Annotated in this window: 22 protein-coding genes and 1 pseudogene; 13 read left to right on the forward strand and 10 right to left on the reverse strand. The window is 34.6% G+C overall.

Annotated features, from left to right (window positions below):
- Positions 1 to 48 precede the first annotated feature (48 nt).
- Complete coding sequence (locus BA768_RS06825) at positions 49 to 1,293, forward strand: NAD(P)/FAD-dependent oxidoreductase (RefSeq protein WP_065720208.1); 1,245 nt, start codon at positions 49 to 51, stop codon at positions 1,291 to 1,293.
- A 37-nt stretch (positions 1,294 to 1,330) separates the two neighbouring features.
- Here the strand turns inward: BA768_RS06825 and BA768_RS06830 are convergent, their stop codons facing one another.
- Positions 1,331 to 1,924, reverse strand: coding sequence for a hypothetical protein (locus BA768_RS06830; protein ID WP_051882508.1), 594 nt, complete (start codon positions 1,922 to 1,924; stop codon positions 1,331 to 1,333).
- 88 nt (positions 1,925 to 2,012) lie between these two features.
- Positions 2,013 to 3,305, reverse strand: a pseudogene (locus tag BA768_RS06835) (phenylacetate--CoA ligase family protein).
- Between the two features lie 383 nt (positions 3,306 to 3,688).
- Between BA768_RS06835 and ileS the strand changes: the two are divergent.
- The 7 genes from ileS to trpS all read left to right on the forward strand — a co-directional run bounded on the left by ileS (position 3,689) and on the right by trpS (position 10,702).
- On the forward strand, positions 3,689 to 7,078 hold the full coding sequence (gene ileS / locus BA768_RS06840; protein ID WP_065720209.1) for an isoleucine--tRNA ligase: 3,390 nt from the start codon (positions 3,689 to 3,691) through the stop codon (positions 7,076 to 7,078).
- A gap of 59 nt (positions 7,079 to 7,137) precedes the next feature.
- Positions 7,138 to 7,518 (forward strand): TraR/DksA family transcriptional regulator, encoded by a 381-nt coding sequence (locus BA768_RS06845; RefSeq protein ID WP_034672627.1) that lies wholly within the window; start codon positions 7,138 to 7,140, stop codon positions 7,516 to 7,518.
- Positions 7,519 to 7,602: 84 nt separating this feature from the next.
- Entirely contained in the window at positions 7,603 to 7,848 is a 246-nt protein-coding gene (locus BA768_RS06850) for a DUF6576 domain-containing protein (protein WP_065720210.1), read from the forward strand.
- Between the two features lie 32 nt (positions 7,849 to 7,880).
- Positions 7,881 to 8,072 (forward strand): DUF2683 family protein, encoded by a 192-nt coding sequence (locus BA768_RS06855; protein WP_034672634.1) that lies wholly within the window; start codon positions 7,881 to 7,883, stop codon positions 8,070 to 8,072.
- Entirely contained in the window at positions 8,072 to 8,713 is a 642-nt protein-coding gene (locus BA768_RS06860; RefSeq protein WP_034672635.1) for a lipoprotein signal peptidase, read from the forward strand. The genes BA768_RS06855 and BA768_RS06860 overlap by 1 nt, the downstream gene beginning before the upstream one ends.
- A 127-nt stretch (positions 8,714 to 8,840) precedes the next feature.
- Entirely contained in the window at positions 8,841 to 9,485 is a 645-nt protein-coding gene (locus BA768_RS06865; RefSeq protein WP_065720244.1) for a vancomycin high temperature exclusion protein, read from the forward strand.
- 248 nt (positions 9,486 to 9,733) lie between these two features.
- Positions 9,734 to 10,702: a tryptophan--tRNA ligase gene (trpS, locus tag BA768_RS06870; RefSeq protein ID WP_065720211.1), complete on the forward strand. Its 969-nt coding sequence runs from the start codon at positions 9,734 to 9,736 to the stop codon at positions 10,700 to 10,702.
- 71 nt (positions 10,703 to 10,773) lie between these two features.
- Here the strand turns inward: trpS and BA768_RS06875 are convergent, their stop codons facing one another.
- The 5 genes from BA768_RS06875 to BA768_RS06895 all read right to left on the reverse strand — a co-directional run bounded on the left by BA768_RS06875 (position 10,774) and on the right by BA768_RS06895 (position 15,474).
- Positions 10,774 to 11,469, reverse strand: coding sequence for a YjjG family noncanonical pyrimidine nucleotidase (locus BA768_RS06875; RefSeq protein ID WP_065720212.1), 696 nt, complete (start codon positions 11,467 to 11,469; stop codon positions 10,774 to 10,776).
- 198 nt (positions 11,470 to 11,667) lie between these two features.
- Positions 11,668 to 12,255 carry an RNA polymerase sigma factor gene (locus BA768_RS06880; RefSeq protein ID WP_034672641.1) on the reverse strand — a complete coding sequence of 196 codons (588 nt, stop codon included), beginning with the start codon at positions 12,253 to 12,255 and terminating at the stop codon, positions 11,668 to 11,670.
- A gap of 190 nt (positions 12,256 to 12,445) precedes the next feature.
- Positions 12,446 to 12,928 carry a hypothetical protein gene (locus BA768_RS06885; RefSeq protein WP_081874555.1) on the reverse strand — a complete coding sequence of 161 codons (483 nt, stop codon included), beginning with the start codon at positions 12,926 to 12,928 and terminating at the stop codon, positions 12,446 to 12,448.
- 87 nt (positions 12,929 to 13,015) lie between these two features.
- Complete coding sequence (gene metK / locus BA768_RS06890; RefSeq protein WP_065720213.1) at positions 13,016 to 14,296, reverse strand: methionine adenosyltransferase; 1,281 nt, start codon at positions 14,294 to 14,296, stop codon at positions 13,016 to 13,018.
- 227 nt (positions 14,297 to 14,523) lie between these two features.
- Complete coding sequence (locus BA768_RS06895) at positions 14,524 to 15,474, reverse strand: LysR substrate-binding domain-containing protein (RefSeq protein WP_034672650.1); 951 nt, start codon at positions 15,472 to 15,474, stop codon at positions 14,524 to 14,526.
- A 108-nt stretch (positions 15,475 to 15,582) separates the two neighbouring features.
- On the opposite strand from BA768_RS06895, the gene BA768_RS06900 reads away from it, so the two are divergent.
- The 5 genes from BA768_RS06900 to BA768_RS06920 all read left to right on the forward strand — a co-directional run bounded on the left by BA768_RS06900 (position 15,583) and on the right by BA768_RS06920 (position 19,839).
- Complete coding sequence (locus BA768_RS06900) at positions 15,583 to 17,070, forward strand: catalase (RefSeq protein WP_065720214.1); 1,488 nt, start codon at positions 15,583 to 15,585, stop codon at positions 17,068 to 17,070.
- 100 nt (positions 17,071 to 17,170) lie between these two features.
- Positions 17,171 to 17,938: an enoyl-CoA hydratase-related protein gene (locus tag BA768_RS06905; RefSeq protein WP_065720215.1), complete on the forward strand. Its 768-nt coding sequence runs from the start codon at positions 17,171 to 17,173 to the stop codon at positions 17,936 to 17,938.
- Positions 17,939 to 17,971: 33 nt separating this feature from the next.
- Positions 17,972 to 18,403: a deoxycytidylate deaminase gene (locus tag BA768_RS06910; RefSeq protein WP_034672658.1), complete on the forward strand. Its 432-nt coding sequence runs from the start codon at positions 17,972 to 17,974 to the stop codon at positions 18,401 to 18,403.
- 6 nt (positions 18,404 to 18,409) lie between these two features.
- Complete coding sequence (xerD, locus tag BA768_RS06915; protein WP_034672661.1) at positions 18,410 to 19,321, forward strand: site-specific tyrosine recombinase XerD; 912 nt, start codon at positions 18,410 to 18,412, stop codon at positions 19,319 to 19,321.
- Positions 19,321 to 19,839: an NUDIX domain-containing protein gene (locus tag BA768_RS06920; protein WP_065720216.1), complete on the forward strand. Its 519-nt coding sequence runs from the start codon at positions 19,321 to 19,323 to the stop codon at positions 19,837 to 19,839. Before xerD ends, BA768_RS06920 begins: the two co-directional genes overlap by 1 nt.
- Before the next feature lie 48 nt (positions 19,840 to 19,887).
- On the opposite strand, the gene BA768_RS06925 is transcribed toward BA768_RS06920, so the two are convergent.
- Genes BA768_RS06925 through BA768_RS06935 form a run of 3 tightly spaced genes read right to left on the reverse strand, consistent with a single transcriptional unit; the run spans position 19,888 to position 23,418 of the window.
- Positions 19,888 to 20,346 carry a heme-binding domain-containing protein gene (locus tag BA768_RS06925; protein ID WP_065720217.1) on the reverse strand — a complete coding sequence of 153 codons (459 nt, stop codon included), beginning with the start codon at positions 20,344 to 20,346 and terminating at the stop codon, positions 19,888 to 19,890.
- Positions 20,346 to 22,130 (reverse strand): Ig-like domain-containing protein, encoded by a 1,785-nt coding sequence (locus BA768_RS06930; RefSeq protein ID WP_083206600.1) that lies wholly within the window; start codon positions 22,128 to 22,130, stop codon positions 20,346 to 20,348. Before BA768_RS06930 ends, BA768_RS06925 begins: the two co-directional genes overlap by 1 nt.
- Before the next feature lie 25 nt (positions 22,131 to 22,155).
- Positions 22,156 to 23,418 (reverse strand): serine hydrolase domain-containing protein, encoded by a 1,263-nt coding sequence (locus tag BA768_RS06935; protein ID WP_051882509.1) that lies wholly within the window; start codon positions 23,416 to 23,418, stop codon positions 22,156 to 22,158.
- Positions 23,419 to 23,495 lie beyond the last annotated feature (77 nt).

A 23,495-nucleotide genomic window follows, 5' to 3' on the forward strand; every position in this document is an offset into this window, starting at 1 on the left:
TAATTTTGCGGCAAAGATAGAAGTAATTATTAAAATAAAAAATCAAAGATGAGCAAAGAATTTGTTGATGTTCTCGTAATCGGAGCCGGACCTTCAGGATGCGTATCTTCTTCATACTTAAAGAAGAACAACATCAACGTGAAAGTTGTTGAAAAAACAAAATTCCCAAGACTTGTGGTTGGTGAAAGCTTAATTCCGAGAGTAATGGATCATTTTGATGAAGCCGGACTGTTTCCTGCTTTGGATAAAATGGGCTTTGAAAAGAAATTGGGAGCACGTTTTATGCGAGGAAATGAGGTCTGCATCTTTGATTTCAGCAACAAATTCGGAGAAGGATGGGACTGGACCTGGCAAGTTCCTAGAGCCGATTTTGATAATACTTTAGCTCAGGAAGTTATTAATAAAGGTATTGACCTTGAATTTGAAACGGAAGTAATCGGCATTGAATTCAACGGAACAGATTCTATTACAACCGTTAAAAACAAAGATGGAGAAACCAAAGAAATTCATGCAAAATTTGTGATTGATTCCAGCGGTTACGGAAGAGTTTTGCCCAGATTTTTAGATTTGGAAAAGCCTTCAAAACTTTCTCCGCATTCTGCCATTTTTTCTCATGTTGTAGACATCAACAGAGAAGAAGGCGTGGAAGGAACTTTGATTTCTTTTGATATTATTGAAACTGAAGTCTGGCTTTGGGTAATCCCTTTTTCTAATGGAAATACGAGTGTAGGAATTGTTGGCCCTACCGAATATATTGAAAAACTATCTGAAAACGGAGATCCTGCAGAAGCGCTCAGAAAAGCAATTTCTCTGTCTGATTATTATGTAAAACGCTTTGGAGATGTAGAATTTTTATTTGAGCCAAAACATTTGAAAGATTATTCCTGTTCTGTGAAAAAATTGTACGGAGACGGATTTGCGTTGACTGGAAATGCTTCAGAATTCCTTGATCCCGTTTTTTCATCAGGAATGGCTTTTGCAACAGAAGGCGGAATGACCGCGGCAAAACTGGCAATTAGACAACTGAATGGCGAAAAAGTAGACTGGCAAAAAGAATTTGCAGATTATATTTTATATGGCGTGAATGTTTTCACAACGTATGTAAAAGAATGGTACACCGGAAATCTTCAGGAGTTATTCTTCCATCAACCCGAAAATCCTGATGTGAAAAGAAAAATCTGTGCAGTTTTGGCAGGTTATGTATGGGATAAGAAAAATACTTTTGTGAGAATTCACGATACGGCAATTGTAAACCTCGCCAATTTCATCAAGGCAGAAAAAGAAAAAGCATAAAACAAAAACGGTCTGAGAATTTTCAGACCGTTTTGTTTTATTTCAAAGCTTTTTTGATTTCTTTTCCTATTTCTTTACCTGTTTTTTCGTAAGCAGCAGAAAGTCTACCGTATTCCATTCCGTAATCTACCTTGCTTCCCACTCCTTCAATTTTATCACCTTTCATTGTCACCAAAACGTTTGAAGGATTTGCTGTTTCCACAATCGTAATGTCTGCAGACAATTTTCCGGGTTGTGTTACAAAACCACTCCAACCCGCATACATCCATGTTGGATGAATGATTAAAGTATATTTAGCTTCAATATTTTGGCTGAATTTAATTTTTTTTGATTTATTTAAACCTTCAATAAACTTTTCTGTCCAGATTGTTTCCACATGTTGTTCCCACGTGTCAATCCATGTTTTCCAGGCAGCTTCGCCTTTCTTAGCCACCGTTTCTTTATGTCTTCTTTCTAAATATTCGGTTTCCGAAAAATTATCAGCCTGAAAAAGTGGGCTTCCGTAATTCCGTTCAACATTAACTTCTGTTTGTCCTTTTAAAAAACTAAGGTTTCCAGAAGTTACGGTAAGATTTTGAGCAAAAGTTGTTGTTGCTATTGCTACAAACAAAAGCAAAAATATTTTTTTCATAGATTATAATTAAAGCAGCAAATATAGCATTAGAAAAGAAATTCCAACTTAATTAAATAACAATATTTCAATATTTATAGAATAAAATTTATCTTAAATCGATAAATGTAATAGGTTTTCTGCTGTTCGGATGAAAAACTATTTTAGACAAGATATCAAAATCAACAATCTCAATTTTCGGACTGACTCTCAATTTTGCACGGAAATGGTCTCGCACTTCATTTACAAAATTTTCGTCACTGTTTTCTGTGCTCAATTTGATAATAATTTCATCCAGACCAATTTCGCTGGAATGAATCACAATCTGATAACACGAAATCCCATTAAAATCATTCAGAATATCGTTCATCGCAGGCGGATATAAAGTTGTGCCTTTGTATTTGATCATCTGCTGTTTTCTGCCGATAACCGGGCCCAATCGCATTGTATTTCTTCCGCAATGGCAAGGTTCATAATGAGGTTTTACAATATCTCCGGTTTTAAATCTCAGCAAAGGAATCGCTTCAACGCCTAAAGTTGTTATCGTTAATTCTCCACTTTCTCCTTCTTTCACTGGGTTGCCTTCGTCATCAAGAATTTCAGTAATGATTAATTCAGGATGTTGGTGTCCTCCATTTTGCAATTCACATTCTGTAAACGCCGTACTCATTTCAGTGGAAGCATAAGTAGAATATAATTGAATATTCCATTTCTCTTTGATTTTCTGAGAAAGAATATTATCTGTAAAATCCTGATTTTTGATACTTTCTCCAATGCAAACCGCACCAACTACACTTGAATTTTCTTAATCTAAACCATTTTTCTCGGCGTAATCAATCATTTTTAATAAAAAAGACGGAACAGTAATCAGATATTTCGGTTTATACCTGAAAATAGAATCCCACTGTAATTCAGGAATTCCAGGTCCCATTCTTACAACTCCGGCTCCAATTTTTCTCAGTCCGAGCAAATAGGCTAAACCGGCAATAAATCGCTTGTCAATTGTGGTAATCATCTGAACAACATCACCTTTAGAAATTCCGGCACACGAAAGAGAAATAGCTTCATTGTAGGCAATTCTCTCCATATCTTTTTCTGAAAGTCCGAAAGTCACAGGATCGCCCAATGTTCCGGAAGTTGTACTGAAATCCACAATTTCGGTCATCGGAACACAAAAGAAATCATCATTATTCTGTTGAATATCATTCTTCGCGGTAGTCGGAATTTTCTGTAAATCTTCCAAAGTCTGAATCTCAGAAATAGCAATGTTATTTTCTTTGAATATTCTTTGATAAAAAGGCGAATGGTTTTCAAGGTATTTCAAAAGCTCTTTCAGTTTTTCTTCCTGAAAAGTTTTTATTTCCTGAACGCTTGATTTTTCGATGGATGGGAAAAGTTCCAATAGTTTAAATTTAGAAGACAAATTTATTTAATTTAAAATTAATTATTTCCCACAGATGATACAGATTTTCACAGATGATAATGTTAAAAATAAAATCTGCGCAATCAGAAAAATCTGCGAGAAAAAAATAAGTTTTGGCTAAAGCCAATCCCAAAAAAACATTTAAGCCGGCTAATGCCCGCCTCTATTGACTCGCAAGCCACAAATTTTGTTTTATAACATATCCTAAAATTCACATTTCACAATTGACAATTCGCAAATTTTCACCATAAAGTTTTAAACAACTTTTTCATAGACGTTATCAAAATAAAACATATATTATAAACCGACAAAAATCACTAAATTTGCCAACTTGATTAATCATCAACAAATTGAGAATTACAATGAGCCAATTTAAAGAATATAAAAACCTCAATCTTATCGACATCGCCGGACAAGTTTCGGAATTCTGGAAAGTAAACAATACTTTCGCAAAAAGCGTGGAAACACGTCAGGGAAAACCTGAGTTTGTATTTTACGAAGGGCCGCCTTCAGCGAACGGAATGCCCGGAATTCACCACGTAATGGCGAGAGCGTTGAAAGATATTTTCTGTCGTTACCAAACTCAAAACGGGAAACAGGTTTTCCGTAAAGCGGGTTGGGACACGCACGGACTTCCTGTTGAATTAGGAGTTGAAAAAGAACTTGGAATCACGAAAGAGGATATTGGCAAAAAAATTTCGATCGAAGATTACAACAAAGCTTGTCGTGAAGCGGTAATGCGTTATACGGATGTTTGGAATCACCTTACCGAAAAAATCGGATATTGGGTAGATTTGGAAGATCCGTACATCACGTACAAATCAAAATACATGGAAACGGTTTGGTGGTTGCTAAAACAATTATACAACAAAGATTTGTTGTATAAAGGTTACACCATTCAGCCATATTCTCCAAAAGCAGGAACCGGACTTTCTTCTGCGGAATTAAACATGCCCGGAACGTATCATGATGTTACCGATACAACAATTGTTGCTCAGTTTAAAGTTAAAAAAGAATCTTCTCAATTATTCAACGATGTTGACGGTGATGTAAGCATTTTAGCCTGGACGACAACGCCTTGGACTTTGCCTTCAAACACAGCGTTGACAGTTGGAAGAGATATTGAATATGTAGTCGTGAAAACGTTCAATCAATATACTTTCGAGCCTGTAACAGTTGTTTTGGCAAGAGTTTTAGTCGAAAAGAATTTTGGTAAAAAATATGTGGAAGGAACTGATGAAGATTTAGCAAACTATACTTCAGACAGTAAAACAATTCCTTTTAAAATTTTAAAAGAATTTACTGGCGAACAATTGGTTGGAACTCAATATGAGCAGTTAGTTCCTTGGTTTACACCAAATGAAAATCCTGAAGACGCTTTCAGAGTAATTTTAGGTGATTTTGTAACTACTGAAGACGGTACAGGTGTCGTTCATACGGCTCCGACTTTTGGTGCAGATGATGCAAGAGTTGCAAAAGAAGCAGGAATTCCGCCGATGTTGATTAAAGACGAGAATGATAATTTGGTTCCATTAGTAGATTTACAAGGTAGATTTATTAAAGGAGAAAATGTTCCGGAAACATTCTCTGGAAAATACATCAAAAACGAATATTACGACGAAGGAACTGCACCTGAAAAATCGTGGGATGTGGAACTTGCGATTTTGTTGAAAACAGAAAACAAAGCCTTCAAAGTAGAAAAATATGTTCACAGCTACCCTCATTGCTGGAGAACTGATAAACCTGTATTGTATTATCCACTGGATTCCTGGTTTGTGAAAATGACTGCTGTAAAAGACAGGTTGGTTGATTTAAATAAAGAAATCAACTGGAAACCGAAATCTACCGGTGAAGGACGTTTCGCAAACTGGCTTGAAAATGTGAACGACTGGAATCTTTCCCGCTCAAGATATTGGGGAATTCCGTTGCCAATCTGGAGAACAGAAGATTTAAAAGAGGAAAAAATCATCGGTTCTATCGAAGAATTGTACAATGAGATTGAAAAATCAATCGCAGCAGGATTCATGACATCAAATCCGTTCAAAGGTTTTGAGATCGGAAATATGTCTGAAGAAAACTATTCTTTGGTTGATTTGCATAAAAACATTGTTGATAAAATTGTTTTAGTTTCAGATTCAGGAAAAGCAATGAACCGTGAAAGTGACCTGATTGACGTTTGGTTCGATTCAGGTTCAATGCCTTATGCGCAGCTTCACTATCCTTTTGAAAATAAAGAATTAATTGACACCCATAAAGCTTTTCCGGCAGATTTCATTGCTGAAGGAGTTGACCAGACTCGTGGATGGTTTTATACGCTTCATGCCATCGGAACAGCGGTTTTTGATTCAGTTGCTTATAAAAACGTAATGAGTAACGGACTTGTTTTGGATAAAAACGGTCTGAAAATGTCAAAATCTAAAGGAAATGCAGTTGACCCGTTCGAGACACTTTCAGATTACGGTCCTGATGCGACGCGTTGGTATATGATTTCCAATGCTAATCCTTGGGAAAATCTGAAGTTCGACAAAGACGGAATCGATGAAGTGAGAAGAAAATTCTTCGGAACGCTTTACAATACCTATTCATTCTTTGCTTTATATGCGAATGTTGACGGATTTAATTATTCTGAAAAAGAGATTCAAAACAGACCGGAAATCGATCGATGGATTTTATCTGAATTAAACTTATTAATTAAAGAAGTAAAAGCATTCTACGAAGATTATGAACCTACAAGAGTAGCAAGAGCAATCAGCAATTTTGTCAATGATAATTTGAGTAACTGGTACGTAAGATTGTGCAGAAGACGTTTCTGGAAAGGCGATTATTCTGATGACAAAATTTCTGCTTACCAGACTTTATATACCTGTCTTGAAACAGTTGCCAAATTATCTGCACCAATTGCTCCGTTCTTTATGGACCAATTGTATCAGGACTTGAATAAAGTAACAGGAAAAGACAGCAACGAATCTGTACATTTAACAGATTTCCCGGTTGCAGACGAAAGTTTGATCGATCAGGATTTGGTTGAAAAAACACATTTGGCGCAAAATATTACAAGTATGGTTTTCTCTTTAAGAAAGAAAGAAAACTTAAAAGTGCGTCAACCGTTACAAAAAGTCTTAATTCCTGTGTTGGATGCTAAAACTGAAGAGCAGATTTTGGCGGTTGCAGAATTAATTAAACAAGAAGTTAATGTTAAAGAATTGCAATTAATTAACGCTGAAGAAGCCTCACATTTAATTGTAAAACAGATTAAGCCAAACTTCAAAACTTTAGGTTCGAGACTTGGAAAAGACATGAAAGTAGTTGGTAATGAAATTACTAATCTTTCTGCCGAACAAATCTCGTCTTTAGAAAAAGAAGGGAAAATAGATATTCAGGGATATGAAATTACTGTGAACGATGTAGAAATTTCAACAAAAGATATTCCGGGATGGACGGTAACTTCAGATGGAAAAACAACTGTGGCATTAGATTTGACACTGACAGAAGAGTTAAAATCTGAAGGGATTGCAAGAGAGTTTATTAACAGAATTCAGAACATCAGAAAAGATAAAGATTTTGAATTAACAGACAGAATCAACATCTTTTTAGAAGAAAATTCTCCATTTTTAAATCAAATTAAAGAAAATGAAGAATATATTTCATCTGAAGTCTTGTCAAATAAAATAGAAATTGTATCTTCACTTTCAAATTTTAACGAAATCGACATAGATGACATTAAATTCAAGGTGAATGTTGAAAAAAATTAATAATTAGTTATTGTTTTTTCAAATTCCAATTCATAATTTTATTAAAAAGAAAAAAGAACATGCAAGACGAAAGAGTAAGATACAGCGATGCTGATTTACAGGAATTTAAAAAGATAATTAAAGAAAAAATAGATAAAGCCGAAAAAGATCTTCAGTTGATAAGAGAAAGTTTTATTAACGATCAAAATAATGGTACAGACGATACTTCGCCTACTTTCAAAGCTTTTGAAGAAGGTGCAGAAACACTGAGCAAAGAGCAGAATTCTATTCTTGCAGGAAGACAGGAAAAGTTTGTACGTGATCTGAAAAATGCCTTAATCAGAATTGAAAACAAAACATACGGCGTTTGCAGAGTAACCGGAAAACTGATCCCGAAAGAAAGACTTTTGGCAGTTCCGCACGCTACTTTGAGCATCGAAGCTAAAAATATGCAGAGATAAAATTTTTATCTTATTTTTGTAAATAATTAATTAGGTTTATAATTTGTTTTACGACATTTTATAAACCTAATTTGTAATATATCTATGACTGAATTCATCATTTTAGCTGTCATTCTTATTGCTGTTTTATGGTTTTTCAACAGAGAAAAAATAAAGCAAAGATTCTTCCCTGAAAAGGAAAAAAATTTCACGATTGACGATAAATTTAATTCAGACAAAAGAGAAAGAGAAAGGGAAATAGACCATCTTCTGAGCAAAATGGGCAAAAACGGAGTCAATGATTTGTCTGCAAAAGACAGAAAAAGACTCGACGAGCTGTCAAAAAAGTAAGTCTCACTCGGAACGACAAAAAATTAATTAAAATGGAAGCATTAATTGTACACCCAAAAAACCAGATGGAGCTGAATGCACTGAAAAGTGTTATGAAAGATATGGGAATTCGCTATGAAAAATTTCATACAAGAGGAGCAAAAACTCAAAATTTCGAACCCCGTACTCCGAAAAAAGAAAAACCTGTAAAAAATTTTAAAGACAATCCTAAGAAAGATAAGTAATGAAAAAAGTAGCATTAGTAACCTTACTTATTTTATTGATCGATCAGGTTTCAAAAATTTATGTGAAAACAAATTTCGAACTCAATGAAAGTATTCCCGTAATCAATGGCTTTTTCAATAAGACTTTTGTCGAAAACCCGGGAATGGCGTATGGTTTTCATTTTGGCGGAATTATCGGTAAATATTTTCTGGTTATTGTAAGAATTTTTCTGATTGGCGGAATGGTTTATCTGTTTAAAAAATGGCTAAAAAGAGGTGAATCCAATTACTTACTGATTCCAATGGCAATGATTTTTGCCGGAGCCATCGGAAATTTAATTGACGGGATGTTTTACGGATTGATTTTCGACAGCGGAACCGTTTTCGATGAAAGCACCGGAAGATGGATTGGTTATGGCGGAGTTTCCAAACTAGTTCCTTTCGGACAAGGCTATTCTACTTTTATGAAAGGCTGTGTGGTTGATATGCTTCACTTTCCGATCGTTGATTGGTACGTTCCTGAAAGCTGGCCTCTAATTGGAGGAAAACATATTGAGTTTTTCAAATACATCTTTAATGTTGCCGATTCAGCCATTACAGTCGGAGCTGCATTACTTTTAATTTTCAGAAAAAAAGCTTTCCCGAACGGACTTGAATTTTAAAATATTTAATATGTAGATTTTTATTGTCTTTTAAAGGACATATTTAATCCCATAATCTCTATCGGTTTTTTGTGTTGCCAACTCATGGGGATTTCATACTTTTATGAAAACTTCAAGGTTAAAATGTATGAGAAAAATTATAAAAAATATAATCAAAATTTTCCTGCTGCTTTTCGTGGCAGGAATTATTTTTATCGTCTGGTCAAATTTTACGATAAATAATCAGACGGAAGATTACGTAACTTCTAATGTTTCTAAGTTGCCTGATGAAAAGACCGGACTTCTTTTAGGAACAAGTAAAACTTTATCAAACGGAGCACCAAATGCTTACTTTTTCAACAGAATTGAAGCTGCTGCAGACTTATATAAATCTGGAAAAATCAAAAATATTATTGTAAGCGGAGACAATTCTAAAGAAGATTACAACGAACCGGAAGAAATGAAAAACGAGCTCATCAAAGCCGGAGTTCCTGCCGATAAAATTTTCGAGGATTTTGCAGGTTTCAGAACTTTAGATTCTGTTTTACGAGCGAAAGAAATTTTTGGTCAAAACTCATACATTATCATTTCACAAAGATTTCACAATGAAAGAGCGGTTTATCTTGCAAGGAAAAACAATATTGAAGCGTGGGGTTATAATGCAAAAGATGTAAACAAATATGCCGGTTTAAAAACCAATGCAAGAGAAAAACTGGCAAGAGCTAAAGTTTTTTGGGATTTTATGTTTGGAGTTGAGCCGAAGTTTGGAGGGGAGAAAATTGTGATTCCTTAAATTTAATCTCTCGCTGATCTCGGAGATTACGCAGATTTTTCGTCTAAATATTTTACCTATAAGAAATCTGCTCAATCAGCAAAATCTGCGTGAGACATTTTAAATTTTGGCTAAAACCAATCTGCATTAAATTATTAGAGCGGACTAAAGTCCGCCCCTATTGATATAAATTCACAATCATCCATGCAAATCTGTGGGAGAAATACCTAAATTTGCAATTCAATAATTTTTAAAATAATTTTAAACAAATGTCAAGAATTCTTACCGGCATTCAAGCCACCGGAACACCGCACCTTGGTAACCTTTTGGGTGCAATCATTCCTGCAATAGAGCTTTCAAAGCAATCAGGAAACGAATCATTTTTATTTATTGCGAATCTTCATTCACTTACGCAGATTAAAGATGCAAAAGAACTTAAAAACAACACCTACGAAATTGCTGCAGCTTGGCTTGCCTGCGGACTAGATACCGAAAAAACATTCTTTTACAGACAAAGCGACATCCCTGAAACCTGTGAACTATCTTGGCATTTATCATGTTTTTTTCCTTATCAGAGATTGACTTTAGCGCATTCTTTTAAAGATAAAGCAGACAGACTTCAGGACGTAAACGCAGGTTTATTTACTTACCCGATTTTGATGGCAGCAGATATTTTATTGTATGATGCCGAAATTGTTCCTGTAGGAAAAGACCAGCTTCAGCACTTAGAAATTGCGCGTGATGTAGCTTCAAGATTTAATAATCAGATGGGTGAAGTTTTGGTTTTACCACAAGCTGAATTGCAGGAAAACACGAAATATGTTCCCGGAGTTGACGGTCACAAAATGTCGAAATCCAGAGGAAATATTATCAACATCTTCTTACCTGAAAAAGAACTAAAAAAGCAGGTAATGAGCATCGAAAGCGATTCTAAATCTTTGGAAGAGCCAAAAGATCCTTCAACAGATAAGACTTTTGCAATCTATGAACTCATTGCAACTCCTGAACAGACCGAAGAATTAAGAGCAAAATATTTAGCCGGAAATTTTGGTTACGGACATGCTAAAAAAGAATTGTTAGATTTAATTCTTACACGATTTGAAAAGGAAAGAGAACTGTTCTCTTACTATATGAACAATCTTGATGAACTGGAAACCAAACTTCAGGAAGGCGCCGTAAAAACAAGAGCAATTGCTACTCAAACCATCAAGAGAGTGCGAGAAAGTTTAGGAATTTAATTCTGAATATTTCTTAATGAATAAAGTTTCGGCGGCACCTTTGGTGCCGCCGAAACTATTTAAATATATTTTTATAAATAATCTTTAATCTGTAAAAGATGTTTGACCACTTTTAAATTTTCAACCCCTTTATTTTCATTTAAAACATCAAAGAAAATACAATCTATTCCAAATTGTTGTGATCCGATGATATCCGCGATCCAATCGTCACCAATCAGAATACTTTCTTCATTTTTTGCTTCAGCAACCCCTAATGAATATTCAAAAATAGCAGAATTTGGCTTTCTCACGCCGACAGAATCTGCACTGGTAATGGTTCTAAAATAATGATCGATTCCGGAAAGAATACATTTCCTTTCTGTCACTTCCTGAAAACCATTCGAGATGATATGAAGTGTATAATTTTTAGCTTTCAAATAATCTAAAATATATTCCGCACCTTCAACAAGATGATTATAATTCAAAATTTTATCTAAAAAATGTTCTTCAAAAAACATTGAGAGTTTGAGGTCATCAATTCCAAAACGATTGAAAGTATCATAAAAACGATGTTTTCTCAGATATTCTTTATCAATTTCTCCGTCACGAATCTGTTCCCACAGTTTTTCATTAATTTCATGATAAACAGAATGAAATTCTTCAAAATCAATATTGTATTTTAAAGTGATTTCCTCTTTTTCGAAAAGATCTTTGATGGTAAGATAAGCGTTTCGGCGATGATCCCAAAGAGTATTGTCGAGATCAAAAAAAATGTGCTGAATTTTCATACAGCACAAAATTAATGATTAATTTTTTGAAAGGTGAATATGATTATTCTTAATCTTCACTACTTCAAGATTTTTTGAGAAACTGAGCAAAAAATCAATGGTTTGCTTTTTGGGTTTCAAGCTTTTCATTTTTAAAGAATCGTTTTTTTTCATAGGCGAAAAAAGGTTTTTCTTTAAAACGTGAAACATTGTGAATTATTATCTCGTAAGAATAATATTATTCTCTTCCATGATTTTTCTGAGGTTGATCAGCGCATATCTTACACGTCCTAAAGTCGTATTAATGCTCATATCCGTATGTTCTGCAATTTCTTTAAAGCTCAGTCCGTCAAAAAACCTGAGTTTTATCACCTCCTGCTGGTTTTGTGGTAGGAATTGCAACATTTTCAGCAAATCTTCCTGGATCTGAATACTTACCAACTGATCTTCAATGTTTTCCGAAGGTTCTCTTATCAAATCGAATATTGAAAACTCGTCGCTATTGAAAGTAGTCTCTGAAACTTTAATATTTTTTGCTTTGGCACGAAAATGGTCGATTATAAGATTCTGAGCAATTCTTTTTGCCCAGAGAATAAATTTACCTTCTTCGTTGTAACGCCCTTCTTTGAGCATTACAATAATTTTGATGAATGTATCTTGGAAAACATCATTCGCAAGATCCTGATCATTTATTTTATACAAAATAAATGTGAAAAGCTCTCGTTGATGGCGATGGATTAATATAGATAATGCTTCTTCGTCACCTTTTTGGTACAAGGTTATTAATTGACTGTCTGTTGATTTCATAACTCTTCTCAAATATTTATTATCCGCTGACAAACTTTTCCTGACTAGGATCAAGCTTAATTTTGTTTGCGTAAACGGGTATTAAAGTAGAGTCTTATCAATAAGCATAGAAATTATGTTGTAAATATAAATAAAATTTTAATAACTGTTAAGCAATTATTAAATATTTACAACAATTATGCAAAAAAAATTACTTTAACATATCATGTAAGAAGGCTGTAGGAATATTTAATGTGAAATTTACATTTAGTCCTTTTAGTTCTTTTCCATTTAAACCTGAGTTACCAACAGGAAAAGCATAACCTCCGGTAAGGTCTAAAATTCCGAAAAGAGTAACTCCGATTTTTGGAGCAACATATTTATTGGTTCCTTCTACTCCGGCAAGAAAATAATAAGAATGATAAAAGTCTACGTTTCTTTCAAAATTGAATAAAATATCACCTTGTAATTTAGGCATAATCGCAAATTCAGAGTTTGCAGATCCCATCAAAGCCGAAGCACCCAATCTGTAGATCACATCATCATTTTTCAGAAACATTAATTTACCTCCTATTTCTCCAAAGCTTTGATTTTGGTAAACATAGCCTACATTAATCATCTTATGAACAGTGTATTGAGCTTTTACCAGAGTTCCGATAAAAAAGAGAAAAAGTATTGTGATTGCAGATCGCATATTCATTATAAAATATTTAAGTGTAAAAATAAAAAAAACTGCTTTAGCATTTTCATGTTAAAGCAGTTTCTATACCGAAAAGCAGAATTAAATTCCGAAAGCGGATTTTATTTCTTCCACTTTATCTAATTTTTCCCAAGTGAAGAATTCTAAACCTGTAAGAGTCAACTCATTTTTGTGACCTTTATTGAATGTTTTATCAGCAACAAAATGCTCTCTTCCCATGTGACCGTAAGAAGCTGTTTCCTGATAAATAGGATTTCTTAATTTCAAATTCTGCTCGATTGCATAAGGTCTCAAATCGAAAACTGTAGATACTTTTTTAGCAATTTCACCGTCATTTAAACCAACTTTAGAAGTTCCGTACGTATTAATATATAAACCACAAGGTTCAGCAACACCAATTGCGTAAGAAACCTGTACCAAAACCTCATCTGCAACACCTGCAGCCACTAAGTTTTTAGCAATATGTCTGGTTGCATAAGCCGCACTTCTGTCAACTTTTGAAGGATCTTTTCCAGAGAAAGCACCACCACCGTGGGCTCCTTTTCCACCATACGTATCTACGATGATTTTTCTACCAGTCAAACCTGTATCTCCGTGAGGCCCACCGATTACAAATTTTCCTGTTGGGTTGATATGATATTTGATCTGATCATTAAATAAAGCTTTGATTTCTTCTGTCTGTAAAGCCACAACTCTAGGAATCAAAATATTTTTGATATCTTCTCTGATTTTATTCAGCATTTCTTCTTCAGCTCCGAAATCGTCATGCTGAGTAGAAACTACGATAGAATCAATTCTTACCGGTTTGTGATCATCAGAATACTCAATAGTTACCTGAGATTTTGCATCAGGACGAAGGTATGTAATCTTAGAATTCTCTCTTCTGATCGCAGAAAGTTCTTTAAGAATTGTATGTGCCAAATCTAAAGCCAAAGGCATGTAGTTTGCCGTTTCGTTGGTTGCATAACCGAACATCATTCCCTGATCTCCTGCTCCCTGTGCATTTGCTTTTGTTTCGAAAGTTTCATCAGCAGCAACTCTGTCAACTCCTTGATTGATATCCGGCGACTGCTCATGAATTGCAGAAATAACTCCGCAAGAATCTCCATTAAACATATATTCACCTTTTGTATAACCAATTCCGTTGATTACTTCTCTTGCAATAGTCTGTACATCTAAGTAAGCATCAGATTTTACCTCTCCTGCTAAAACAACCTGTCCTGTTGTCACCAAAGTTTCACAAGCAACCTTTGAAGTTTTGTCGTATGCTAAAAAGTTATCGATAAGTGCGTCGGAGATCTGATCGGCAATTTTATCCGGATGTCCTTCTGAAACTGATTCAGATGTAAATAAATAAGACATATATCTTTGTATTTTTTAATTAAAATATGAAGAAAAAGATAGAATAATTGCCCGGAAAAAGCTAAAAAGAATTATACTGTTTTAGCATTTTTTTATAGAGGTTGCAATCAGGTCAAATTTTTCCTCGTTAATAAACGTTTGCAAATTTAAGTACTATTTTTCTAATACTCAAAACTTTTCGCAGATAAATAAAAAACGAAAAGACCGAATAAAAATCCGGTCTTTATTTATTGAGGTTTAATGCTTACAAAATCTTTTGGGGCTTCGTGGTAATTTAATTTTGATTCTAAAGAAGATTTAATAAAAGATCCGAGCTCATCGATAATTTTCTGTTTAAATGTCGGCTTATAATAAATGATGCTGATTTCTCTGTAAGGGAAAGGCTTCTTAAATCTGAACACTTTACCTTTCTGTTCTTCTGAAAGTTGGTTTAAAGCCAATTCCGGTAAAATGCTGATTCCGCCTACTTTATCAACCATATGTACCAAAGTCTGAATATTTGATGCCAAGAAATCCAGATTTTTAGGTTTTAATGTATTTTCTTTTAAATGACAGATGTTTTCAAACTGACTTCTCAGACAGTTTCCCTCCTCAAGAAGCCAAACTTTTTCTACATTCATTTCTTCAGGAACAATAAATGTGTTTTTCTTATTTGCTTCTGTATCCGAACTGTAAATCATCAGTTCTTCATTAAACAAGAAATCCTGATAAAATTCATTGGCATTATCATAAGGTGTAGAAATAATTCCTGCATCCAATTCACCTGCTTTCAAAGCTTTGATAATATTATCGGTTGTCATTTCCTTTACATTCATCTGAATTTTAGGATTATTCTGGAGAAAATGGAAAATTTCGGTCGGTAAAATAAATGACGAAACGGTAGGAATAATTCCCAGATTAATAGTTCCTCCTAAAATATTGTTCAGCAAATTCGCTTTGTTTTTCAACTCATTGACAGATTCTATAATCACCTTTGCCTGATCAATGATCTGAAGTCCAACATCCGTGGTTCTGATCGGGTGAGTTGTTCTGTCGAAAACCTTTACATCCAGTTCATCTTCAAACTTCTGTATCATTGCACTTAGTGTAGGCTGGGTAATAAAACAAGCCTGAGCCGCTTTACCGAAATGTTTGTACTTATCTACAGCGATAAGATATTCCAATTGCTGAATGTTCATCTGATTAATATTATCTATGACAAAGATATGATGTTTTTGGCAGAAGCAATTAAAAATTCAACTAAATTTGATACTGAAAATTGGAAATAAACCTCAAATCATAACTATATGGATTCAAAGAAATTAACCACAGGAAGCGGCGCACCTTATTTTGAACATCAGGATTCACAGACCGTCGGCGCACGTGGTCCGGTATTATTACAGGATTTTATATTACAGGAAAACCTTGCTCATTTTGTACGAGAAAGAATTCCGGAAAGAATTGTACACGCAAAAGGAACAGGAGCCTACGGAACATTTACGGTAACACACGATATATCGCAGTACACGAAAGCAAAGATATTTTCTAAAGTTGGAAATTCATGCAGAATGTTTGCAAGATTTTCTACCGTAGGCGGAGAGAAAGGAAGCGCAGATACAGCAAGAGACCCGAGAGGATTTGCTTTAAAATTTTATACTGAAGACGGAAATTGGGATCTTGTAGGAAACAATACTCCCGTTTTTTTCATTAAGGATGCCAAAAAATTCCCGGATTTTATTCACACTCAAAAGCGTGTTCCAAAAACCAATCTGAAAAGCGCAACCATGATGTGGGATTTCTGGAGTTTAAATCCCGAATCTCTTCACCAGGTTTTAATTTTAATGTCAGATCGTGGAACTCCTTACGGATACAGACATATGCACGGATTTGGTTCTCACACTTTTTCAATGATTAATGATAAGAATGAAAGAGTCTGGGTAAAGTTTCATTTTAAGACAAAACAGGGAATCAAAAATTTCAGCAATGATGATGCCGTGAAAATGGCAGGTGAAAATCCTGATTTTGCACAGGAAGATCTTTGCAATGCAATTGATAACAACGATTTCCCAAAATGGACAATGTACATCCAGGTAATGACTGAAGAGCAGGCAAAAGAATTCAGATGGAATCCTTTTGATATTACAAAAGTATGGTTTCAGGGAGATTTTCCGCTTATCGAAGTTGGAGAAATGGAACTGAATGAAGTCCCTGTAAATTATTTTGCACATGTAGAACAATCTACTTTCTCACCAAGTAATTTAGTAAACGGTATTAGTTTCTCTCCTGATAAAATGCTTCAGGGAAGACTATTCTCTTATCCGGATGCGCACCGATACAGAGTTGGCGTAAATGCTCATCAGCTGGAAGTTAACAGGTGTCCTTTTGCCGTAAATAATTATCAAAGAGATGGTTTTATGGCAGATTCAAGTGAATATCAGGACAAACCGAATTATCATCCTAATAGTTTCGATGATATTGTACCCGATTCTGCTTACAAGAATTATGAATATGAATTAGACAGCAATCATGTTGCTAATTTCAATAGAAACGAAAACGATGACGATCATTATACTCAACCCGGCCTTCTATATACAAAAGCAATGAATCAGGAAGACAGGGATCATCTTGTAAATAATATTATTGGTAGTATGAGTGGAATAGACGGACCAAAAAAAGATGAAATTATCAACCGTCAATTATGTCATTTTTTCAGAGCAAATATTGAGCTTGGCATGAAAGTAGCTTCAGGTTTAAGTGTCAATATTGATGCAAATATGATGAATCATTCAAAGTAAACTATTAAATAATAAACATTTAAAAGGGAAAAAATTAATTTTTTCCCTTTTTATTTGTAAAAAATTTTTAATTTGCAGGTTCTTAAAGATTAAAGAGATAATGACTTACGAAAATATACTGCTAAAAAAAGAAAATAAAATAGCTGTAATTACCATAAACAGACCTGAAAGCCTGAATGCACTGAACGCATTGACCATAAAGGAAATCAGTTCGGCGCTTGATGAATTACAGTCTGACAATGAAGTAAGAGCAATTATTTTAACCGGAAGCGGAGAAAAATCATTCGTAGCTGGTGCAGATATAAAAGAATTTAGTAACTTTAATCAAGAAAAAGCAGAAGAGCTGGCAAGAAACGGACAAAATATTCTTTTTAATAAAATTGAAAACCTTTCTAAACCTGTTATTGCTGCTGTAAACGGTTTTGCATTAGGAGGAGGTTTAGAACTGGCGATGTCCTGCCACATCAGATACGCTTCCGAAAATGCCAAACTTGGTCTTCCTGAAGTAACCTTAGGATTGATCCCGGGATATGGGGGCACCCAAAGACTTCCAAAATTAGTAGGAAAAGGTATTGCGAATGAAATGATTTTCTCAGCAAAAATGATTCCTGCACAAAGAGCAAAAGAAATCGGTCTGGTAAATGAAGTTTTCCCAATTGGTGAGCTTCTTTCCAAAACAGAAGAATTAGCAAAAACAATAGCGTTTAATTCTCCTATGGCGATTTCAAAAGCGATTAAAGCAACCAATCTGTCGGATACTGATAAAGGTTTTGAAACCGAAATAAAATTTTTCGGAGAGCTTTTTGATATGGAAGACAAACAAGAAGGAGTTTCAGCTTTTTTAGAAAAAAGAAAGCCGAATTTCTAAATACCACATCACAAATTATTTCGAAAATAAACGATGCAGATGTATAATAAGTTTGATAAAGCTTATCTAAAGATGGCTCAGGAGTGGGCAAAACTTTCCTACTGTGAAAGAAAGCAGGTAGGAGCTCTTATCGTAAAAGATAGGATGATTATTTCAGATGGATACAATGGTACCCCATCGGGATCTGAGAATTGCTGCGAAGACGAAAACGGTAAAACACACTGGTACGTTCTTCATGCAGAAGCAAATGCAATTTTGAAATTGGCGGGCTCTACACAGTCTGCTCGTGGCGCTACACTGTATCTTACTTTGTCGCCATGTAAAGAATGTAGTAAGCTGATTTTACAGGCCGGTATTTCAAGACTTGTCTATATTAATGCTTATTCAGATAATGAAGGTATCGCTTTTTTAAAAGAACATCGGATTGAAATAATACAAGTATCAGAGAATGAATTAAAAAAATAAAACACAATGACTTGGGATGAAAAAATTAAAGATTTTGAAATCTTTCTTCGCTTCGAAAGAAACTTTTCAGAAAACACACTTGACGCCTACATTCGCGACATCAAGAAACTAAAAGATTACGCCGTTGGCGACCTTGAAAACACTGGGCCTGAGAAGATTACCTACGACAATCTGCAGGAATACATTTTCAAATTATCGAAACAAAAATTCAGTGAAAGATCACAGGCGAGATGGATTTCTTCCATTAAAGCTTTTTTCAGGTATCTTCTGGAAGATGAAATTCGTGATGACAACCCTTCTGCTCTGCTGGAAGGACCAAAATTGGGATTGTACTTACCCGATACTTTAAGCCTTACCGATATCGAAAGGATAATTGAAGCTATCGAAAGGGGTTCTGATCTTGGAAAAAGAAATCACTGCATTATTGAAGTGCTTTACGGTTGTGGTCTGAGAGTTTCGGAATTGATTGATATTAAGATTTCAAATATCAATTTTAAAGAAAATTACATTAAAATTACCGGAAAGGGTGAAAAAACGCGTTTTGTTCCTTTGGCACAATACACCGCTAAACTTTTGAAGGAATATATTAATGAAGTCCGTTCTAAGAGTAAGGTAAACAAAAAACATGAAGATATTCTTTTCCTTAATAGCAGAGGAACTTCGATGTCTCGTGTGATTGTCTTTATTATTATTAAAGAACTTACCGATAAAGCCGGAGTAAGCAAGAAAATTTCGCCTCACACATTCAGACATTCGTTTGCGACACATCTGTTGCAGAATGGTGCCGATTTAAGGTATATACAAGAAATGTTGGGACATTCGAGCATTACAACGACCGGAATTTACACCCATTTAAAAACTGAAGAACTTCGTGATGTGATTTTAAATTATCATCCGAGAAATTCTCATATTGCTTAATGAAAATATTAAAATTTTGTCCGAACTGCGGAAAAGAAACCCTAAAATGGGATGGAGAAAAAAAGTGGAGCTGCCCCGAATGTAGTTTTACTTTATATAATAATGTTGCAGGAGCCGTTGCCGTTGTTATCCGTTGCAAGGATGAAATTTATTTAACGAAAAGGAATCAGGAGCCTAAAAAAGGAAAACTCGATCTTGCGGGTGGTTTTGTCGATCCTAAAGAAAGTGCAGAAAACACCTGCAAAAGAGAGCTTTTTGAAGAGCTTCAGATTGATGTTGATATTAATAATTTAAAATATCTTACAAGCCTTCCGAATGTTTATCAGTACAAAGAGATAGATTATAATACGATCGACCTTTTTTATGAATATAACGTTGCAGAGAAGTTTGAAGCTAAATTAGCGTTATCTGAAATTTCAGAGACGCATTGGATTAAAGTCTCAGAAATCAATCTGGATGACATTGCTTTTGATTCTCAGAAGATATTTTTTGAAAGCTATATTAAGAATAACAAATAATCATCAAAAATAGAACTCTCGCAAATTGCGAGAGTTTTTTATTTAAAATTAGTATGTTTTAGATTTTAATATCTCTTCGAAATACTTTATCAGTAAAGTTCTTTCCGCATCGGTAAGATTGGCTTCTTTATGATAAATAATGTAAGCAGGCATCGGCATAATCTTATTTTCTATCGTCTGAATTGATTTCGTCAGCATATTTTTCTTAAGATCATCATTATAAGTTGCCCAAACTGAAAAATTAAGATGTTCTCTTCCTTCATTCACATGACTTTTTACTGACCAGGAAAACGGCGCAATATAAGCGTATTTCGGGTAAACCGTTTCATCGGAATGACAATCGTAGCAAGCGTTTTTTATCAGTTCAGAAATTTTAGCAGGAGTGTTTTTAACTTCTATAAAGTTCTTTCTTTTATCCACCGGCTTATTCACTTTATCAATCGGAATAAACTGAATCATTGCAAAACCAACCAGACACCAAAAAACTATTTTCTTAAACTTCTGCATTATCTCTGTATTTGAAGCTGTCTGTTTGTGCTTCTTGTATTGGTATTACCGTTTTGAATTGTTGTGCTTGTAGGATTCGTTGTTGACGGTCTGTTCTGACTTGGTTGAGAAGGCGTATTCTTTGGAGAACCACTGCTTGTTCCCATTTTACTGGTATCCAAAGTTCTGGTATCTGTCAAATCCCAGTCTTCATTGGAAATCCATAAAGGTCTGATCACTGCTGTTTTGTAGTAAGTATAGGCGTCTTCAGCAAAAACTCCGTTTTCGAAATCGGCTTCGTCCCAATATTTATTTTCATTATTATCAACCAAAATACGAACGATATATTCCGCGGGTTTTAGAATATCAAAAGTGACTTCGTTTCCGCTTGTATATTTCTGATAAATTGGTTTTTCTCCTGAATCTAACAGCTGTAACCAATATTTTTTTGTCGGAGCGTTTTTAAGTTTTATAATAAGCTTCCCGTAATTTTCAATCTTATCAATTTCAAAGTCGAAACGTTTGGAATCAGGATTTTTCTCGTAATATGAAGAGACTGTAGTTTTAGGAACAGTCAGCTGATATTTTTTACCACTTTCAAAATCTGCTTTTACCAAAATATGATACGGGTTTGTTTCTGATATTTTTGCCGTGAAAGGTACCGTTACTGTGCTATCTATTTTTAAAGTCCATTTTTCAGCATCTATTTTATCAATAATAAAGTTTGAAGATAGTGTGAAATCGGTTTTAGGAGGTAGCAGAGAACCACCGCTGTCATTATTAAGCTCCATCACATTCTTCTTATTGTATTTATAAAAAGTGGAAACGGTATCCTGCACTTTTCCTGTATCATAGCTAAACTCCACTTTTTCGTTGGTCGTTTGTCCCAGATCACTTTTTACAGCATCGAACCAAATTTTTACCGAGTCTGATTTTGGAATATGAGTAACTTTAATATTTTTAAGTTTTTCACTTACCGGAAGCACTTTTACCTCATCAGGATTTCCTTCAAACAGCATCATAATTCCGCCTGCCATTTCTTTAAACTCAGGTTTTTTGAAAGGTTTTTTAGACGGAAATAATTTTAAATTTAACCCTGAAATTGATTTCTCTACAACAACGGTATCTTTTCTGAAAGCAATTCTTTCTTTTCCGGGATTGTAAATTGAGTTTTCATTATCATCATCGAAAGCCAGGATTTTATATTTTCCCGGTGCGAGATAGTTTAATTCATAATAACCATCATCATCTACCTTTGTAATGTAGTAAGGTTTTTGTCGATAGTCCATACTGTCTTTCACCTGATAAAGACCAACAACCATTTTATTTTCTGAGCTGGTTTTCTTTTTAAGAGCCAAAGCATCGGTTACTTCTCCACTGATGTAGAGATCATCAAGTTTTTCGCCTGTTGAAAATGCAAAATTGTAATATCTCAGAGGATTGCCCTCACTGTTATCAACAATCGCATTACCAAAATTAAAATTATAGGTTGTATTTGCCTGCAAAGTATCTGTCCACTGAATCACCAAAAATTTATTGGCAATATTCGATGGAAGAATTCGCTTGATATTTTTTATGGGTGGAGAAATATTAAGGTTTTTATTGATATCCTTCAGCGTAATATACTCATTGAAATCGATACGAAGTTCTTTGATATCTCTTCTCACATTCACTCTCGTCGTATCGATATTCGAACCGATAGCTTCCGGAGCCAAACTGTCTTTTGCGCCTCCAACTGGTGAACCTACTCTTGCACAAGACTGCACAAGAATCCCAATGATAAATAAAAGAAGAAATCTTTTCATGAAATTATTTGAGCAAAAATAAACATTATTCTCCAAAAACTTCGGTCTGGGTTTTCAAAGTGTCCTGATTATCATTCATAATGCTGTGGAGCTTGTCTTTCTGAGCCGGAAAATCTTCAAATAATCCGGACAAAGCCAATGCGGTATACACTCTTCCCGAATATTTATTTCCAATGGCAACAATCGTCACTTTTGATTTTAAAAGATGAGCAAAAACAGAGTTTGTTCCGTGCCACCAACCGTTGTGATAGGTCAGCTTTTCACCGTTATCAAAAATTTTCATCCTGAAACCTAAACCATAATTATTTTGTCCTGCTTTTTCATTGCTGTATGGTGTGAAAACCATTTCCATCAGTTCTGGTTTTAAAAAATCTTTTGAAAACATAGCCTTCGAAAAATTGAGGAGATCTCTGGGTGTTGTATACACATTTTTATCACCGTAAATCAGATCCAATCGGTCTAAAGGATACAATCTGTTTCCACCAAAATAAAATGATTGTGACGCAGTCGGAATATCTTTCTCCTGAAAAATGTAAGTGTTTTTCATTTTCAACGGTGTGAAAACCATTTCTTGCATCGCCTGAGGAAAAGGAGTTTTGGTGATTTTTTCAATTAATAAAGCCAAAAGCGCATAATTGGTATTGCAATACATAAAACCCGTATCAGTATCTCTTGCTAATTCAGGTTTGTATTTAATAATCATATTTAAAACATCCTGATTCGTAATGAAAGTTTTGGAAAGCTCTGCAGGAGCAGGTTGAATTTTAGTAATGAAATATTCGTACTTTGGAAGTCCGCTTCTTTGGTCTAATAAAGTTTGAACTGTTACATTAGGATAAGGAAATCCGGGGAAAAACTGTGTTAGATGATCTGTTAATTTTATTTTACCGGCTTCGATCAATTTCATCATCGCCATTGCTGTCATTGTTTTTGAAACTGAAGCAACGTGAAGTGCCGTATTTTTATCAATAGGATTCTGGTTTCCTTCTCTCGCAAAGCCTCTGTAATTTTCGTACAGAATGTCATCTCCTTTCGCCACAAGAAAACTTCCGCTCAGGTTGCTTCCCTCCCAAACTTTTTTATAGTATTGATCGATGTAATTTACTGCGTATTTTTTATCAACCAGACTGAAGTTTTCATCCGCAAAAACTTTGCTTAGATCTACATTTCCGTAATTAGGAAGATTGGTTGTAGATTCTGAGGCTGCAATATTGCTTTCAGATTTATTTTTACAGGAAAAAAGAAATAAAAAAAAGGTTGTAACAAATACCAGGTTAAGCTTCTTCATGCGTTCAAAAAATGAGTGGCAATTTAATAAAACTCAGTTCAAAAATGAAAAGGCAATTATCAATTATGAATTATTTA

Origin of the sequence: Chryseobacterium sp. CBo1 (genome assembly GCF_001693475.1) — a bacterium.
Classification (GTDB): domain Bacteria; phylum Bacteroidota; class Bacteroidia; order Flavobacteriales; family Weeksellaceae; genus Chryseobacterium; species Chryseobacterium formosense.

What these genes read in the sequence shown, in the direction of transcription:
- BA768_RS06825 (WP_065720208.1), top strand. Translation starts at nt 49, where the DNA reads ATGAGCAAAGAATTTGTTGATGTTCTCGTAATCGGAGCCGGACCTTCA.
- BA768_RS06830 (WP_051882508.1), bottom strand. Translation starts at nt 1,924, where the DNA reads ATGAAAAAAATATTTTTGCTTTTGTTTGTAGCAATAGCAACAACAACT.
- ileS (WP_065720209.1), top strand. Translation starts at nt 3,689, where the DNA reads ATGAGCCAATTTAAAGAATATAAAAACCTCAATCTTATCGACATCGCC.
- BA768_RS06845 (WP_034672627.1), top strand. Translation starts at nt 7,138, where the DNA reads ATGCAAGACGAAAGAGTAAGATACAGCGATGCTGATTTACAGGAATTT.
- BA768_RS06850 (WP_065720210.1), top strand. Translation starts at nt 7,603, where the DNA reads ATGACTGAATTCATCATTTTAGCTGTCATTCTTATTGCTGTTTTATGG.
- BA768_RS06855 (WP_034672634.1), top strand. Translation starts at nt 7,881, where the DNA reads ATGGAAGCATTAATTGTACACCCAAAAAACCAGATGGAGCTGAATGCA.
- BA768_RS06860 (WP_034672635.1), top strand. Translation starts at nt 8,072, where the DNA reads ATGAAAAAAGTAGCATTAGTAACCTTACTTATTTTATTGATCGATCAG.
- BA768_RS06865 (WP_065720244.1), top strand. Translation starts at nt 8,841, where the DNA reads ATGAGAAAAATTATAAAAAATATAATCAAAATTTTCCTGCTGCTTTTC.
- trpS (WP_065720211.1), top strand. Translation starts at nt 9,734, where the DNA reads ATGTCAAGAATTCTTACCGGCATTCAAGCCACCGGAACACCGCACCTT.
- BA768_RS06875 (WP_065720212.1), bottom strand. Translation starts at nt 11,469, where the DNA reads ATGAAAATTCAGCACATTTTTTTTGATCTCGACAATACTCTTTGGGAT.
- BA768_RS06880 (WP_034672641.1), bottom strand. Translation starts at nt 12,255, where the DNA reads ATGAAATCAACAGACAGTCAATTAATAACCTTGTACCAAAAAGGTGAC.
- BA768_RS06885 (WP_081874555.1), bottom strand. Translation starts at nt 12,928, where the DNA reads ATGCGATCTGCAATCACAATACTTTTTCTCTTTTTTATCGGAACTCTG.
- metK (WP_065720213.1), bottom strand. Translation starts at nt 14,296, where the DNA reads ATGTCTTATTTATTTACATCTGAATCAGTTTCAGAAGGACATCCGGAT.
- BA768_RS06895 (WP_034672650.1), bottom strand. Translation starts at nt 15,474, where the DNA reads ATGAACATTCAGCAATTGGAATATCTTATCGCTGTAGATAAGTACAAA.
- BA768_RS06900 (WP_065720214.1), top strand. Translation starts at nt 15,583, where the DNA reads ATGGATTCAAAGAAATTAACCACAGGAAGCGGCGCACCTTATTTTGAA.
- BA768_RS06905 (WP_065720215.1), top strand. Translation starts at nt 17,171, where the DNA reads ATGACTTACGAAAATATACTGCTAAAAAAAGAAAATAAAATAGCTGTA.
- BA768_RS06910 (WP_034672658.1), top strand. Translation starts at nt 17,972, where the DNA reads ATGCAGATGTATAATAAGTTTGATAAAGCTTATCTAAAGATGGCTCAG.
- xerD (WP_034672661.1), top strand. Translation starts at nt 18,410, where the DNA reads ATGACTTGGGATGAAAAAATTAAAGATTTTGAAATCTTTCTTCGCTTC.
- BA768_RS06920 (WP_065720216.1), top strand. Translation starts at nt 19,321, where the DNA reads ATGAAAATATTAAAATTTTGTCCGAACTGCGGAAAAGAAACCCTAAAA.
- BA768_RS06925 (WP_065720217.1), bottom strand. Translation starts at nt 20,346, where the DNA reads ATGCAGAAGTTTAAGAAAATAGTTTTTTGGTGTCTGGTTGGTTTTGCA.
- BA768_RS06930 (WP_083206600.1), bottom strand. Translation starts at nt 22,130, where the DNA reads ATGAAAAGATTTCTTCTTTTATTTATCATTGGGATTCTTGTGCAGTCT.
- BA768_RS06935 (WP_051882509.1), bottom strand. Translation starts at nt 23,418, where the DNA reads ATGAAGAAGCTTAACCTGGTATTTGTTACAACCTTTTTTTTATTTCTT.